This window comes from Sphingomonas sp. FARSPH, from assembly GCF_003355005.1.
Lineage (GTDB): Bacteria > Pseudomonadota > Alphaproteobacteria > Sphingomonadales > Sphingomonadaceae > Sphingomonas.
The window spans coordinates 3,090,892-3,105,285 of record NZ_CP029985.1 but is presented as its reverse complement, the minus strand read 5'-3'; the positions used below and the strand labels follow the sequence as shown (position 1 = coordinate 3,105,285).

Genomic DNA, 14,394 nt, shown 5'->3' with positions numbered 1-14,394 from the left:
GCTCAGCCGTGGTGATGCGTCGCGGTCCAGTCCGCGCGCGCCGACCAGGTTTCCGTCGATCCGCGTACGGTACAGCCGCGCGGGCCCGCCTCGACCCGGCCGATCCGGTGCACCGTCTCGCCCGCCTGCGACAGCGTCTCGGCGACCGCGTCCGCCGCATCGGCCGCGACGATCACCGCCATGCCGATCCCGCAGTTGAACGTGCGCGCCATCTCCTCGGGCTCGATCCCGCCCTGCGCCTGCAGAAACGCCATCAGCCGCGGCTGCTCCCACGCATCGGCATCGACGACCGCATGCGCGCCGTCGGGCAGGACGCGCGGAATATTCTCCAGCAGGCCGCCGCCGGTGATATGCGCCAGACCCCTGATCCGCCCCGCCTTGACCAGCGGCAACAGACTGGCGACATAGATGCGCGTCGGCGCCATCAGCGCGTCAATAAGCAGCCGGTCCGAATCGAACAGCGCCGGCCGGTCGAGCCGCCAGCCCTTGTCCGTGCCAAGGCGGCGGACGAGCGAATAGCCGTTGGAATGGACGCCGGTAGAGGCAAGGCCGAGGATGACGTCGCCCGCTGCGATGTCGCGCCCGGTCAGCACCCGGTCGCGCTCGACCGCCCCGACGCAGAAGCCGGCGAGGTCGTAATCGCCATCCGCATACATGCCCGGCATTTCCGCGGTCTCGCCACCGATCAGCGCGCATCCCGCCTGGCGGCATCCTTCCGCGATCGAGGCGACGACGCGTTCGGCGATGGCGTTGTCGAGCTTCCCGGTCGCGTAATAATCGAGGAAGAACAAAGGCTCGGCACCCTGCACGATCAGGTCGTTGGCGCACATCGCGACCAGGTCGATGCCGACGCCCTCATGACGATCCCATTCGATCGCGAGCTTCAGCTTGGTGCCGACGCCGTCGTTCGCCGCGACGAGCAGGGGATCGGTGAACCCCGCCGCCTTGAGGTCGAAGAACCCGCCGAACCCGCCCAGGTCGGCATCCGCGCCGGGCCGCCGCGTCGCGCGGGCGAGGGGGCCGATCGCGCGGACCAAAGCGTTGCCCGCGGCGATCGAGACCCCGGCATCGGCATAGGTATAGGGCGCGTTCGCTTCCGGCGTATCGGGCGCGTTCGTTTCGGGTTCGTGGCTCATGGCGGCGCACCTAGCCATATCGCGCTTGGATTTCCACGTCTGCTTCGCCAAAAGGCTCGGCACGATGCGTCCGAAGTCCCCGTTCACCCTCCTCGCTGCCGCCGCGCTGCTCGCCGGCGCCGGCGCGTTCGCCCAGATCGAGGGCGGGCGCGGCGTCGCGCCGATCGACAGCGCCGGCAATTACGAGGTGTCCGGCGTCAGCGTCGACGTCGCCGCCAAGACCGCGGACGCCGCGCGGCTGGGCGGCTGGCGTCTCGCCCAGCGCAAGGCGTGGGTGCAATTGTCGCAGCGTCTGGGCGCGGGCGGCGGCCTCGTCTCCGACGGTACGCTCGATCAATTGGTGTCGGGGATCGTCATCGAGAACGAACAGATCGGGCCGACGCGCTACATCGCGAAGCTCGGCGTGCTGTTCAATCGCGCGCGCGCGGCCTCGCTACTCGGCGTCAGTGCCTATGCCGATCGCTCGCGTCCGATGCTCGTGGTGCCGCTGATGGTGTCGGGCGGTGTCGAGACGGTGTTCGAACAGCCGAGCGCGTGGCAGGCAGCCTGGGCGCGCTTCCGCACCGGCAACAGCGCGATCGACTACGTGCGGCCATCGGGCAGCGGCGCCGATTCGCTGCTGCTCAACGCAGGCCAGATTTCTCGTCCGGGGCGCGGCTGGTGGCGGACCATCCTCGACCAATATGGCGCGTCGGATGTGCTGATCCCCGTCGTGCGCCTGTATCGCTCCTATCCCGGCGGTCCGATCATCGGCGTCTTTCAGGCACGTCACGGCCCCGACAACGACCTGATTGGCAGCTTTACCTTGCGCGTCGGCAGCGCGGCTGGCCTGCCGCAACTGCTCGATACCGGCGTCGCCCGGATGGACGGTGTGTACCAGCAGGCGCTGCGCAGCGGCGCGCTGCATCCCGACTCCAGCCTGTCGCCACCGCCCGCGCCCGAACCCGTCGTCGCGCCGGGGGACGATTCGGCGAGCGGCGAGACGCTGGCGGAGATCGTCGGCGACACCGCACCCGCCTCCGCCGGCATCCCGATCGTCGTCCAGGCGGATACGCCGGGCGCCAGCTCGGTCGCCAATATCGAAGGGTTGCTGCGCGGCATCCCGGGTGTGCGCGCCGCGACGACGACCAGCCTCGCGCTCGGCGGCGTCTCTCTGTTGCGCGTCACCTACGATGGCGATCCCGCCACGCTGCGCGCGGCACTGGAGGTGCGCGGCTATCAGGTCAGCGGCACCGGGCAGACGTTGCGCATCCGGCGCGCGCCGCAGCTGCAATTGCCCAATCTTCCCCCCGACACGCAGCCCGCCGGATGAGCCAACTCGCGCTGCCGCTCGGCTGGCCGGCCGATCCCCGCGACGACGCCTTCCTCATCACGCCGTCCAATGCGCGCGCGGCGCACACGCTCGAACATTGGGGGACCTGGCCGGTGATGGCCGCGGTGCTGACCGGCCCGCGCAAGTCGGGGCGCAGCCTGCTCGCACGCATCTTCGCGGCGAAGAGCGGCGGCACGATCATCGACGATGCCGAAAGCGTCGCGGAACCCGCGGTCTTCCACGCCTGGAACCGCGCGCAGCAGGATCGCCGGCCGCTCGTCATCGTCGCCGACGCGCTGCCGCCCGCCTGGGCGGTGCGGCTTCCGGACCTGCGCTCGCGCCTCGCCGCCAGCCCGCATGCCGCGATCGATGCGCCGGACGACGCGCTTGTCCGCGCGTTGCTCGCGCACCTGTTCCATCGCCGCGGTCTCGACGCGCGGCCCGACCTGATCGACTGGCTGGCGACGCGGATCGAACGCAGCCATGTCGCGATCGAACGTACCGTCGACGCGCTCGACCAGGCCGCGCTGGCGAAGGGCCGCCGCCTGTCGATCCCGCTCGCGCGTGCGGTTTTGGGCGAGGCGGGGATCGTCACGCAACCGCAATCGTTGCTTCCTATCGACATCCAATGAGCAAGCCAGCGCATCTTTCCCACCTGTCGGACGCCGACGACGATCCCTTCGTGCCGGAGGTGAACGACCGCTATTTCAACCGCGAACTGTCGTGGCTGGCGTTCAACCGCCGCGTGCTGGACGAAGCGTGCAACCCTGCGCATCCCTTGCTCGAACGGCTGCGTTTCCTGTCGATCTCGGGCTCCAACCTCGACGAATTTTTCATGGTCCGCGTCGCGGGGCTGAAGGGGCAGCAGATGAAGGACGTCGACCGGCGCTCGTCGGACGGCCTGACGCCCGGACAGCAACTGTCGGCAATCAATGCCGAGGCCGACGCGCTAATGGCGGACCAGCAGACGGTGTGGGGCGAATTGCGCACCCTGCTGGACGAAGCGAACCTCCACGTCCTGCGCCGCGACGAAGTGGACGCGGAGGCGGCGCGATGGCTGGAACAGCATTTCCGCGAACAGATTTTCCCGATCCTGACGCCGCAGGCGCTCGATCCTGCGCATCCGTTCCCGTTCATACCCAACAAGGGGCTGACGGTGATGTTCGATCTCGTCCGCCGTTCGGATCGCGAGCCGGTGCGCGAACTGGTGATGATCCCTGCTAGCGCGCGCCGCTTCGTGCGGCTGCCCGGCGATCCGGCGCGCTATGTCTCGATCGAGGCGATCCTGAAACGGTTCGCAGGGTTGCTCTTCCCCGGCTACGACGTCCACGGCGCCGCGGCCTTTCGCGTGCTGCGCGACAGCGACATCGAGATCGATGAAGAGGCGGAGGATCTCGTCCGCTATTTCGCCAATGCGGTGAAGCGCCGCCGGCGCGGGCGCGTGATCCGGCTGGAGCTGGAAACGGGCATGCCCGACGCGCTTGCCTCGGTGCTGCGCGCCGAACTGGGCGGCGATGCGATCGTCACCGAAAGCGGCAATTTGCTCGGCATCGGCGATCTCGACGCGGTGATCGACGAGGATCGCCCCGACCTCAAATTCCTGCCCTTCGCGCCGCGCTTTCCGGAACGGATCCGCGAATTCGGCGGCGATTGCTTCGCGGCGATCCGGTCGAAGGACATCGTCGTCCACCACCCCTACGAGACGTTCGACGTCGTGCTCGCCTTCCTCAAACAGGCCGCGCAGGACCCGGATGTCATCGCGATCAAGCAGACCCTGTATCGCGCCGGCAAGCAGTCCGCGGTGATCAACGCGCTGATCGCCGCCGCCGAAGCGGGCAAGTCGGTGACGGCGGTGGTCGAACTGCGCGCGCGCTTCGACGAGGAACAGAACATCCTGTGGGCGAGCGCGCTGGAACGCGCCGGCGTGCAGGTCGTCTACGGCTTCCTCGAATGGAAGACGCACGCCAAGGTGTCGATGATCGTCCGGCGCGAGAACGGGCAGTTCCGCACTTACTGCCATTTCGGCACGGGCAATTATCACCCCGTCACGGCGCGCATCTATACCGATCTGTCGTTCTTCACCGCCGATCCGCGGCTGGGCCGCGATGCGGCGCAGATGTTCAACTACGTCACCGGTTACGTCGAGCCGACCGACATCGCCAAGCTCAGCCTCAGCCCGCGCGACCTGCGCGTGAAGCTGCTCGAGCTGATCGATGCCGAGATCGCGACCGCGCGCGCGGGCGGATGCGGCATGATCTGGGCAAAGATGAACAGCCTCGTCGACCCTGCGATCATCGACAAGCTCTACGAAGCGAGCAACGCCGGCGTCGAGGTCGAGCTGATCATCCGCGGCATCTGCTGCCTGCGCCCCGGCGTTGCCGGCATGTCGGAGAATATCCGCGTCAAGTCGGTGATCGGGCGCTTCCTCGAACACAGCCGCATCTTCTGCTTCGGCAACGGTGCGGCGCTGCCCAACGACAACGCGCGGGTGTTCATCTCGTCGGCGGACTGGATGCCGCGCAACCTCGATCGCCGCGTCGAATATATGCTGCCGATCGAGAATCCGACGGTGCACGACCAGGTGCTCGACCAGGTGATGGTCGCCAACCTGCTCGACACCGAACAAAGCTGGGAATTGATGCCCGACGGCCGCTACGTCCGTGACGAGCCGGGGGACAAGCCGTTCAACCTGCACCGTTATTTCATGACCAATCCGTCGCTGTCCGGCCGTGGCCAGGCGCTGGCGGAAAGCGATGCGGTGCCGACACTGTCGCTGCGGCGGAGGCTGCCGTCCTGACGCGCGCCCGCTTTTCTCTTACCCGGACGGCGTATCCCCGCTGATGGCGCGCGCCTATCCCCGCACCGCGATCATCGACATCGGATCGAACTCGGTCCGGCTCGTCGTCTATCAGGGGCATCCGCGCGTGCCCGCCGCGCTGTTCAACGAAAAGGTGATGGCGGGCCTCGGCCGCAGCCTGTCGGCGACGGGCGCGATCGATGCAGACGCGATGGCGAGCGCGATGGGCGCGCTCGCACGCTTCGCCGCGGTGGCGCGCGAGATGGAGGCGGAGGTACGCACCGTCGCCACCGCCGCGGTCCGCGACGCGTCGAACGGGCCCGCCTTCATCGCCGCCGCGGCGCGGCTCGGCCTGACGATCGAACTGCTGTCGGGCGAGCAGGAAGCGACCGCGGCCGGCATGGGCGTCCTTTCCGCCATTCCGGAGGCGGACGGCATCGTCGGCGACCTCGGCGGCGGCAGCCTCGAACTCGTCCGCGTCGTCGCAGGGACTGTGACCGACCGCGTCTCCTTCCCGCTCGGTGTGCTGCGCATCGCGGCGTTGCGCGCCAATCGCGGCAACGCCTTTGACCGCCATGTCACACAGATGATCCGGGCGGCGGGGTGGACGGGGCGGAGCAGGGGCCTGCCGCTCTACATGGTCGGCGGATCGTGGCGTGCGCTGGCGCGGCTTGACATGAGCCTGACGCACTATCCGCTGCCGATCATCCACGGCTATGCGCTCGCGCCCGAAACGGTCGGGCGGCTCGGCCGCAGCATCGCGCATCTGTCGAAACAGCGGCTGCGCGCGGTGCCCGGCATGTCTTCCGCCCGCGCCGCCGCGCTCGGCGATGCGACCGCGTTGCTGGCGGTGGTGATGCGCGAACTCGGCAGCGCCGCCGGCATCGCCTCTACCTTCGGGTTGCGCGAAGGCCTGCTCTATGCGGCGCTCGATGCGAAGACGCGCGCGCTCGACCCGCTGATCGTCGGCGCGCGCGAAGAAGGCCGGCTGCTCGGCCGCTTCCCGGAACACGGCGACCTGCTCAACGCGTGGATCGCGCCGCTGTTCGCCGACGAACCCGCCGCATACGCCCGCATCCGCCATGCCGCCTGCCTGCTCGCCGATGTGGGCTGGCACGCCAATCCCGAATTCCGCGACGAGCGCGGGTTCGAGATCGCGCTGCACGGCAATTGGGTGGGCGTCGACGCGGCGGAGCGCGCGATGCTCGCGCAGGCGCTGCATTCCAGCCTGGGCGGCGTCACGACGCCGCACCCGATGCTCGCCGGGCTGGCAAGCCCCGCCCAGCTCGACGCCGCGATCGGCTGGGGCCTCGCGATCCGCTTCGGCCAGCGGTTCAGCGCGGGGCTGGCGGGCCCGCTGCAGCGCGCGTCGCTGACGCTTTCGGCCAAGGACGTCGCGCTGACCCTACAGGCCACCGATGCGCCGCTCTATGCGGAAATGGTCGAGCGGCGGCACGGCGCGCTCGCCGCCGCGCTTCGGCGCAAGGCGACCTGCCGGATCGCCGACTGATCGCTCAGCCGCAGCGCAGACCTTCGATCCGGCCGGTATCGTCCAGATGGATGTTCAGCCGTTCGACGCGGAAGTCCATCGTCGCCGGCACGCGATCGCGCAGGATGCGCGCGACCGGCGCGTTGGCGTCGCGCTGGATGCGGTCGCGCATCCGCGCGCGGAACTTCATGCCCGCGTAGCGCGCGTGCATGTCTTGGGTGACGCGGCACGGGCCGGTAAGCGGCGCCTCGCGCGTCGTCGCGCAGCCGCCGAGCACCAACGATACCGCAAGCCCCGCGCAGAGTCCGGTCCGCGTCATGCCGCCACCTCATCCGCGCGTGTCATCGTCAGCTTGCCGTTCTTGACCGCAAACGCCATCCGCCCCTCGACCAGGTCGAGCGCATCGCGGCCGAACTGGTCGTAACGCCAGCCCTGCAGCATCGGCAGGCCGGTGCGCACCCCCGCCGCCAGCATCTCCAGCTCGTCCGACCGCGCGAGCAGGCGCGAGGCGACGTCGATGTCGCGCGCGCGTATCTTGAGCAACAGCTTGAGCAGATCCGCGACCAGCGCGCCGTCCTTGCCCAGGCCCGGCTTGCGATCGTCGCGCGGCGGCAGCTCGTCCGCCGACAGCGGCGTCGCCGCCTCCAGCGCCGCCATCAGCCGCCCGCCGATATCGTTCGACGCCCAGGTCGCCGACAGACCGCGCACCTTGGCCAGGTCCGCCTGCCGCCGGGGCGGATGGCCCGCGATATCGCCCAAGGTCTCGTCCTTGACGATCCGGCCGCGGGGCAGGTCCTTCGCCTGCGCCTCCAGCTCGCGCCAGCGCGCCAGCGCCTTCAGTCGGCCGAGCACGTCGGGCTTGCGCCCCGAAATCCGCACGCGCTTCCACGCGCTGTCGGGATCGTTGGCGTAATTCGCCGGATCGGCCAGCCGCTCCATCTCCTGGTCCAGCCACGCGCCGCGCCCCGTCTTGCGCAGCCGCTCCAGCATCTTGGGGAATATCTTCGCCAGATGCGTGACGTCGCCGATCGCATATTCGATCTGCCGCGCATCCAGCGGCCGGCGCGCCCAGTCGGTGAAGCGCGCGCCCTTGTCGATGCTGATGCCCAGCCAGCTGTCGACGAGGTTCGAATAGCCGATCTGTTCGCCTTGCCCCAGCGCCATCGCCGCGACCTGCGTGTCGAACAGCGGGTGCGGCGTCTTGCCGGTCAGGTTGTAGATGATCTCGATATCCTGCCCGCCCGCGTGGACGACCTTGAGCACGTCGTCATTGTCGGTGAGCAGGGTGAGCAGCGGCGTCAGATCCAGCCCCGGCGCCATCGGATCGATCGCCGCCGCCTCGTTCACGTCGGCGATCTGGATCAGGCATAATTCGGGGTAATAGGTGCTCTCGCGCATGAACTCGGTGTCGACGGTGACGAAGTCGGCATCGGCGAGGCGGGTGCAGAGATTGGCGAGGGTCGCGCTGTCGGTAATCAACGGGTGGATATGCATCCGACCGTCCATAGACCGAGCGTGCGGGTTGACAAAGAGGGGATGGAAGGGGGAGGGCCCGCGCTCCGACACATAACCGTTCAGAGATCGCCGTCATGCACGCCTATCGTACCCACACCTGCGCCGCGCTCGGCGCTTCTGCCGTCAGCGAAACCGTTCGCCTGTCGGGCTGGGTTCATCGCAAGCGCGACCATGGCGGCGTGTTGTTCGTCGACCTGCGCGACCATTACGGCATCACCCAGATCGTCGCCGACAGCGATTCGCCGGCGCTCGCGGTGCTGGAGCAGGTGCGCGTCGAATCGGTCGTCACGATCGATGGCAGCGTCAAGGCGCGCTCTGCGGGTACGGTGAACCCCAATCTGCCGACCGGCGCGATCGAGGTGTTCGCGCGCGCCGCGACCGTGCTCTCCGCCGCCGACGAGCTGCCGATGCCGGTCGCGGGCGAACAGGAATATCCCGAGGACATCCGCCTGCGCTATCGCTTCCTCGACCTGCGCCGCGAGACGCTGCACGCCAATATCGTCCGCCGGACGAAGGTGATTTCGGACATGCGCCGCCGCATGGAGGATGCGGGCTTTACCGAATATTCGACGCCGATCCTGACCGCCTCGTCGCCGGAGGGCGCGCGCGACTTCCTGGTGCCCAGCCGCATCCACCCCGGCAAGTTCTACGCGCTGCCGCAGGCGCCGCAGCAGTATAAGCAGCTGCTGATGGTCGCGGGTTTCGACCGCTATTTCCAGATCGCGCCCTGCTTCCGCGACGAGGACCCGCGCGCCGATCGTCTGCCCGGCGAATTCTATCAGCTCGACCTCGAAATGAGCTTCGTCACCCAGGAAGAGGTGTGGGAGACGATGGAGCCGGTGATCGGCGGAATATTCGAAACATTCGCCGATGGCCGCACGGTCACGCCATCGGGCCAGTTCCCGCGCATCCCCTATGACGAGGCGATGCTGAAATACGGCAGCGACAAGCCCGATCTGCGCAACCCGCTCATCATCACCGACGTGTCGACGCATTTCACGCAAAGCGGGTTCGGCCTGTTCGAGAAGATCGTCGGTTCGGGCGGCGTCGTCCGCGCGATCCCGGCGCCGGGTACCGCGGACAAGAGCCGCAAGTTCTTCGACGACATGAACGAATGGGCGCGCGGCGAGGGGCATGCCGGCCTCGGCTATGTCACGCGCAAGGGCGGCGAGTTCGGCGGACCGATCGCCAAGAACCACGGGCCGGAAAAGATGGAGGCGCTCTACGCCGCCCTCGGCCTCGGGCCCGACGACGGCCTGTTCTTCGCCGCCGGCAAGGCGGAGGCGGCAGCGAAGCTCGCCGGCGCGGCGCGCACCCGCGTCGCCGACCAGCTCGGCCTGATCGAGCAGGGCGCGTTTCGCCTGTGCTGGATCGTCGATTTCCCGTTCTACGAGTGGGACGAGGATTCGAAGACGGTCGAATTCGCGCACAACCCCTTCTCGATGCCGCAGGGCGGTATGGACGCGCTGGAGAACCAGGACCCGCTGACCATCAAGGCGTTCCAGTACGATCTCGTCTGCAACGGCTATGAGATCGCCTCGGGATCGATCCGCAACCAGAGCCCCGAGCTGATGGTCAAGGCGTTCGAACTCGTCGGCCTGTCGAAGGCGGATGTCGAGGCGCGGTTCGGCGGCCTCTACCGCGCCTTCCAGTACGGCGCGCCGCCGCACGGCGGCATGGCGGCGGGCGTCGATCGCATCGTCATGCTGATCTGCGGCGCGCAGAACCTGCGCGAGATCACGCTCTTCCCGATGAACCAGCGCGCCGAGGACCTGCTGATGGGCGCGCCGAGCCCGGCAGAACCCAAGCAGCTGCGTGAACTCGCGATCCGTCCCGTCGTGCCCGTCGAGCCGACCGCGGGCGTCACCGCAACGGTCGCTGCGAGCGCGGGCTAACGATCACACTCTCGTCATTGCGGGCGCAGCGAAGCAATCCAGAGCCGGACCAGGACGCCCTGGATTGCTTCGCTGCGCCCGCAATGACGGAATTTCAGGCGACTGGACGGTGACTGCGAGATTTGGTTCATAAAGCTTTGTAAAAAAAGGTAAAAGTGCACCGCATCTTAGGCACGCCATGCCCTTTCCTACACGTCGCAACCATGCTATGAACCCATCTGGTACAGCGTCACGTCGCGGCTCTTTCGCATGGTACGCAGATCGGCCGGCCCCGGAGGACGGCCACCGCCGAGGGTTAAAGACCGCGACTTTTGCGACCTTTCACCGGGCCGGGAGACGTGCGTCCTCGCCCGACCGTACGCCTAGTCGTTCCCGCCGACCCAGTCGCCCAGCCCGCCGAGCACCGACCCCTCGCCGCGATTGCCGCCCCGGCCATTCGCCGCCGCCAGCATCCGTCCCGCGAGCCGCGCGAAGGGCAGCGACTGGATCCATACCCGCCCCGGCCCGCGCAGCCGCGCGAAGAACAGCCCCTCGCCACCGAACAGCGCGCTGCGCACCCCGCCCACGGGAACGAGGTCGAAATCGACATCCGCCGTCATCGCGGCAAGGCAGCCGGTATCGACATGCAGTTCCTCGCCCGGCGCCAGCGTCCGCTCGACGACGGTGCCGCCCATGTGGACGAACACCCATCCGTCGCCGGTCAGCGATTGCATGATGAAGCCCTCGCCGCCGAACAGCCCGGTCAGTATGCGCCGCTGGAAGTATATGCCCAGCTGCACGCCCTTCGCCGCGGCGAGAAACGCGTCCTTCTGGCAAATGAGCTGCCCGCCGACATCGGACAGGCGGATCGGCAGGATCGATCCCGGCGTCGGCGCGCCGAAGGCGACGCGGGCCTTGCCATGGCCCTGATGCGTGAAGACCGTGGTGAACAGGCTCTCGCCCGTCACCAGTCGCTTGCCCGCGCCGAGCAGCTTGCCCATGAACCCGCCGCCCTGCGCGTCGCTGCCGTCGCCGAACACCGTCGCCATCGCGATGTCGGCATCCTTCCACACCATCGCGCCCGCTTCCGCCACCGCGCTCTCGCCTGGGTCCAGCTCGATTTCGAGGAATTGCAGTTCCTCACCCTTGATCTCGAAGTCGATGTCGTCCGCGCCGCCGGATCGGCGCGTGGATTGCCAAGGGCTTTCGTAGGCCATCGTCGTCTCCCGAACGTGTCCTACGCCTATGCCACACTGCGGACGGTACGGAAACGGGGGATGCCGCGAGTCTGCGTAATGCTCCCCGGGCGCCGGCGCGGGCTTTTCCCAACGCGTTAACCATGCCACTACGCCTGTCGGGGTAGATGCGGGGGACGATGCTGGACGATCAATTGCTTCCCCGGGCGCAGCGGCCGCTCGTCCGCAGCCTCGGCATGATGGGCGTCCTGTTCCTGACGCTGTCCGTCGCCACCCCTGCCTCGTCCGTCTTCGTCATCGTGCCCGGCATGCTGCAGGTCGCGGGCACCGGCGCGGTTTGGGCGATGGTGCTGGCGGGGATCGTCTGCGTCGCCACCGCCTTCGTCTATGCCGAACTGTCGAGCGCCTGGCCGGTCGCCGGCGGCGAATATGTCGCGGTCGCGCAGACCCTGGGGCCGCTTGCCGGGTTCGTCATGCTCGGCGTCAACGTCTTCAACAATCTGTTCTTCCCGCCCGTCGCGGCGCTGGGGATCAGTGCGGTGCTGTCGACGATCTATCCCGGCCTGCCGACGGTGCCGATTGCGGTGGCGGTGGTCGCCGCATCGACGCTGATCGCATTGCTGGAAATCCGGGTCAACGCCTGGCTGACGGGGCTTTTCCTGCTCGGCGAGGTGCTGGCGCTGATCGCGGTCACCGCGCTCGGGCTGGCGGACGTCACGCATCCCCTCGGCGCGATGCTGCTCCATCCCGTCATGCCGTCGGCCGGTGCGCTCGTCCCCGCCGGCGCGGCGTCGGTCGGCCTCGCCACCTCGATCGCGATCTTCGCGCTCAACGGCTACGGCGCCGCGGTCTATTTCGGCGAGGAGATGCGCGAACCCTCGCGCCTCATCGCCAAGGCGATCCTCGCCAGCCTGGTGCTGACCCTGGTGTTCGAGATCGCGCCGACGATCGCCCTCCTGATGGGGACACCCGACCTGCACGCCACGCTGACCGCCGGCGATCCGTTTGGCCTGCTGGCGCGGATGCGCGCCGGCGGCTGGATGGCGGATGCGATCGCGGTCAGCGTCGTCATCGCGATCGTCAACGCGATCATAGCCTGCATCCTCGCCTGCGCCCGCTTCTTTTACGGTACCGCGCGCGACGGCAGCTGGGGGCGCCCGCTCGATACCTGGATGGCGATGATCCATCCGCGCTTCGGGTCGCCCTGGGTCGGCACGCTGATCGTCGGCGGGGTGGGGGTGGCGTGCTGTTTCCTGCCGCTGACCTTTCTGATGGTGCTGAGCGGGACTGGGCTGGTCGCCATCTATGCCGGCATCGCGGTCGCCGCGATCGCGGGGCGGCAGCGCGGCACCACCGCGCACGCCGCCTATCGCATGCCGCTCTATCCGCTCGCACCGGTCGCGACGCTGCTGGCGCTGGGCTATGTCGCCTGGACCAACTGGCTCGACCTTGAGGAGGGGCGGCCGGGGCTGATCGTCACCGGGCTGCAGATTGCCGGATCGGCGGCTTATTACTGGTTCGTCCTGCGTCGTCGCGGCGCGTGGCGCGTTCACGTGCCGGAGGTGACGGATGATCGACCTGAACGATTACGAGAACGCGCACCATTACAAGGGTGACTATGCCGCCGATCTGAAGGCGTTGCAGAAGCGCCTCGAGCACATCCTCGTCGCGCATATCGTCCACGATCGTCCCGCCGTCGTCATGCTGGAAGGATGGGACGCAGCGGGCAAGGGCGGGATCATCGAACGGCTGACCCAGCGCTGGGACCAACGCCGGTACGAGGTATTCCCGATCGCGGCGCCGAATGACGAGGAAAAGCGCCACGATTTCCTCTGGCGCTTCCGCACACGCCTGCCCCAGCCGGGCAATATCGCCGTGTTCGATCGCAGCTGGTACGGCCGCGTCCTCGTCGAGCGGGTCGAGGGCTATGCGACCGAGGTGGAATGGCGACGCGCCTATGACGAAATCAACGCCTTCGAGGCGACGCTGGTCGAGGGTGGCACGACATTGGTCAAGCTTTTTGTCCACGTCAGCCAGAAGCAGCAGGACAAAAGGCTGAAGGCGCGGCTCGACGATCCGTGGAAACGGTGGAAGACCGGGCCGGACGATTATCGCAATCGCGCGCGCCGGACCGAATATCTCGCGGCGATGCACGACATGTTCGCCCGCACCGATACCGGCGGCGCGCCGTGGACGGTTATCGCGGGCGACGACAAGAAGTCCGGCCGCATCGCCGCGCTCACCGCCATCGCCGACCAGCTTGAGGCACATGTCGACATGACGCCGCCGTCGCTCGATCCCGAACTCGAACGTGTCGCCCGAACGGCGCTGCGCCTGGATTGAGCGGTATCCGCCGGCCGCGACCTAAGCGGCCGGCGGACCGGGATCACGCCGGGGCGAAGGCGCCGTCGTCGTCCATCACGTGCAGCACGCCGTCCGCGATCGCGAAATAGGCGCCGCGCAGCCGGAGCGTGCCCGCCGCCTCACGCTCGGTAACGAAGGGGAAGGTGCGCAGATTGGCGAGGCTGACGCGCACCGCCTCATGCTCCAGCTCACGCTTGGCTTCGGGGCCATCGCCATGCTCGGCACGAACCTTGTCGCGCGCCTCGTCGAGCAGGTCGACCCAATGCGCGATGAAGCCGCCCTCGCCGGGCTGGTGCCCCTCGAACGCGCCCGACAACGCCGCCGCGCAGCCGCCGCACGAGGCGTGGCCCATCACGACCACCTCGGGCACCTGCAGCTGCGTCACCGCGAACTCCAGCGCCGCGCTGACGCCATGGCGGCCGCCGCCCGTCTCATATGGCGGGACCAGGTTGGCGACGTTGCGCACCACAAAGATCTCGCCCGGCGACACATCGAAAATCTGCGACGGGTCGACGCGGCTGTCAGAGCAGGCGATGACCATCACCTTCGGGCTCTGCCCGTCCTTCAGCTCGTCCCACCGCTCGCGTTGCTGCGCCCATCCGGTGGCGCGAAAGCGGCGGTACCCGTCGATCATGTCGGCGAAGTCGGTCACGAAATCCTCCATTTGTGGTTCGGCGCGCTAACGCACGTCAGGGCCTTTCCGGTCCCATA

At 68.3% G+C, this 14,394-nt stretch carries 12 protein-coding genes; 7 read left to right on the top strand and 5 right to left on the bottom strand.

Annotated elements, in window-relative coordinates:
• Positions 1-2: 2 nt before the first annotated feature.
• Positions 3-1,136 carry a phosphoribosylformylglycinamidine cyclo-ligase gene (gene purM / locus DM480_RS14675; protein ID WP_115380197.1) on the bottom strand — a complete coding sequence of 378 codons (1,134 nt, stop codon included), beginning with the start codon at positions 1,134-1,136 and terminating at the stop codon, positions 3-5.
• Between the two features lie 64 nt (positions 1,137-1,200).
• On the opposite strand from purM, the gene DM480_RS14670 reads away from it, so the two are divergent.
• Genes DM480_RS14670 through DM480_RS14655 form a run of 4 tightly spaced genes read left to right on the top strand, consistent with a single transcriptional unit; the run spans position 1,201 to position 6,755 of the window.
• Positions 1,201-2,448, top strand: coding sequence for a heavy-metal-associated domain-containing protein (locus DM480_RS14670; protein WP_115381408.1), 1,248 nt, complete (start codon positions 1,201-1,203; stop codon positions 2,446-2,448).
• A complete protein-coding gene (locus DM480_RS14665; protein ID WP_115380195.1) occupies positions 2,445-3,080 on the top strand; it encodes an HdaA/DnaA family protein in 636 nt (211 codons plus the stop codon). The genes DM480_RS14670 and DM480_RS14665 overlap by 4 nt, the downstream gene beginning before the upstream one ends.
• Entirely contained in the window at positions 3,077-5,245 is a 2,169-nt protein-coding gene (locus DM480_RS14660) for an RNA degradosome polyphosphate kinase (RefSeq protein WP_115380193.1), read from the top strand. The genes DM480_RS14665 and DM480_RS14660 overlap by 4 nt, the downstream gene beginning before the upstream one ends.
• A 43-nt stretch (positions 5,246-5,288) precedes the next feature.
• Positions 5,289-6,755, top strand: a complete 1,467-nt coding sequence (locus DM480_RS14655) for a Ppx/GppA family phosphatase (protein WP_115380191.1) — start codon at positions 5,289-5,291, stop codon at positions 6,753-6,755.
• Positions 6,756-6,759: 4 nt separating this feature from the next.
• Here DM480_RS14655 and DM480_RS14650 read toward each other — a convergent pair whose 3' ends face one another.
• Positions 6,760-7,053 (bottom strand): I78 family peptidase inhibitor, encoded by a 294-nt coding sequence (locus DM480_RS14650; RefSeq protein WP_115380189.1) that lies wholly within the window; start codon positions 7,051-7,053, stop codon positions 6,760-6,762.
• Positions 7,050-8,228: a ribonuclease D gene (gene rnd / locus DM480_RS14645; RefSeq protein WP_115380187.1), complete on the bottom strand. Its 1,179-nt coding sequence runs from the start codon at positions 8,226-8,228 to the stop codon at positions 7,050-7,052. The genes DM480_RS14650 and rnd overlap by 4 nt, the downstream gene beginning before the upstream one ends.
• A 95-nt stretch (positions 8,229-8,323) precedes the next feature.
• Here rnd and aspS point away from each other — a divergent pair, with 95 nt between their 5' ends.
• Complete coding sequence (gene aspS, locus DM480_RS14640) at positions 8,324-10,144, top strand: aspartate--tRNA ligase (RefSeq protein ID WP_115380185.1); 1,821 nt, start codon at positions 8,324-8,326, stop codon at positions 10,142-10,144.
• 362 nt (positions 10,145-10,506) lie between these two features.
• Here the strand turns inward: aspS and DM480_RS14635 are convergent, their stop codons facing one another.
• Positions 10,507-11,340: an AIM24 family protein gene (locus DM480_RS14635; protein ID WP_115380183.1), complete on the bottom strand. Its 834-nt coding sequence runs from the start codon at positions 11,338-11,340 to the stop codon at positions 10,507-10,509.
• Positions 11,341-11,498: 158 nt separating this feature from the next.
• Between DM480_RS14635 and DM480_RS14630 the strand changes: the two genes are divergently transcribed.
• Both DM480_RS14630 and DM480_RS14625 read left to right on the top strand, forming a co-directional pair.
• A complete protein-coding gene (locus DM480_RS14630; protein WP_232834030.1) occupies positions 11,499-12,935 on the top strand; it encodes an APC family permease in 1,437 nt (478 codons plus the stop codon).
• Entirely contained in the window at positions 12,889-13,662 is a 774-nt protein-coding gene (locus DM480_RS14625; RefSeq protein ID WP_115380181.1) for a polyphosphate kinase 2 family protein, read from the top strand. Before DM480_RS14630 ends, DM480_RS14625 begins: the two co-directional genes overlap by 47 nt.
• 43 nt (positions 13,663-13,705) lie before the next feature.
• Here the strand turns inward: DM480_RS14625 and DM480_RS14620 are convergent, their stop codons facing one another.
• Entirely contained in the window at positions 13,706-14,335 is a 630-nt protein-coding gene (locus DM480_RS14620; RefSeq protein ID WP_115381404.1) for a carbonic anhydrase, read from the bottom strand.
• Positions 14,336-14,394: the final 59 nt, after the last annotated feature.

Bases quoted from the DNA above. Each gene is read 5' to 3' on its own strand.
- purM (WP_115380197.1), bottom strand. From the start codon at position 1,136: ATGAGCCACGAACCCGAAACGAACGCGCCCGATACGCCGGAAGCGAAC.
- DM480_RS14670 (WP_115381408.1), top strand. From the start codon at position 1,201: ATGCGTCCGAAGTCCCCGTTCACCCTCCTCGCTGCCGCCGCGCTGCTC.
- DM480_RS14665 (WP_115380195.1), top strand. From the start codon at position 2,445: ATGAGCCAACTCGCGCTGCCGCTCGGCTGGCCGGCCGATCCCCGCGAC.
- DM480_RS14660 (WP_115380193.1), top strand. From the start codon at position 3,077: ATGAGCAAGCCAGCGCATCTTTCCCACCTGTCGGACGCCGACGACGAT.
- DM480_RS14655 (WP_115380191.1), top strand. From the start codon at position 5,289: ATGGCGCGCGCCTATCCCCGCACCGCGATCATCGACATCGGATCGAAC.
- DM480_RS14650 (WP_115380189.1), bottom strand. From the start codon at position 7,053: ATGACGCGGACCGGACTCTGCGCGGGGCTTGCGGTATCGTTGGTGCTC.
- rnd (WP_115380187.1), bottom strand. From the start codon at position 8,228: ATGCATATCCACCCGTTGATTACCGACAGCGCGACCCTCGCCAATCTC.
- aspS (WP_115380185.1), top strand. From the start codon at position 8,324: ATGCACGCCTATCGTACCCACACCTGCGCCGCGCTCGGCGCTTCTGCC.
- DM480_RS14635 (WP_115380183.1), bottom strand. From the start codon at position 11,340: ATGGCCTACGAAAGCCCTTGGCAATCCACGCGCCGATCCGGCGGCGCG.
- DM480_RS14630 (WP_232834030.1), top strand. From the start codon at position 11,499: ATGCTGGACGATCAATTGCTTCCCCGGGCGCAGCGGCCGCTCGTCCGC.
- DM480_RS14625 (WP_115380181.1), top strand. From the start codon at position 12,889: ATGATCGACCTGAACGATTACGAGAACGCGCACCATTACAAGGGTGAC.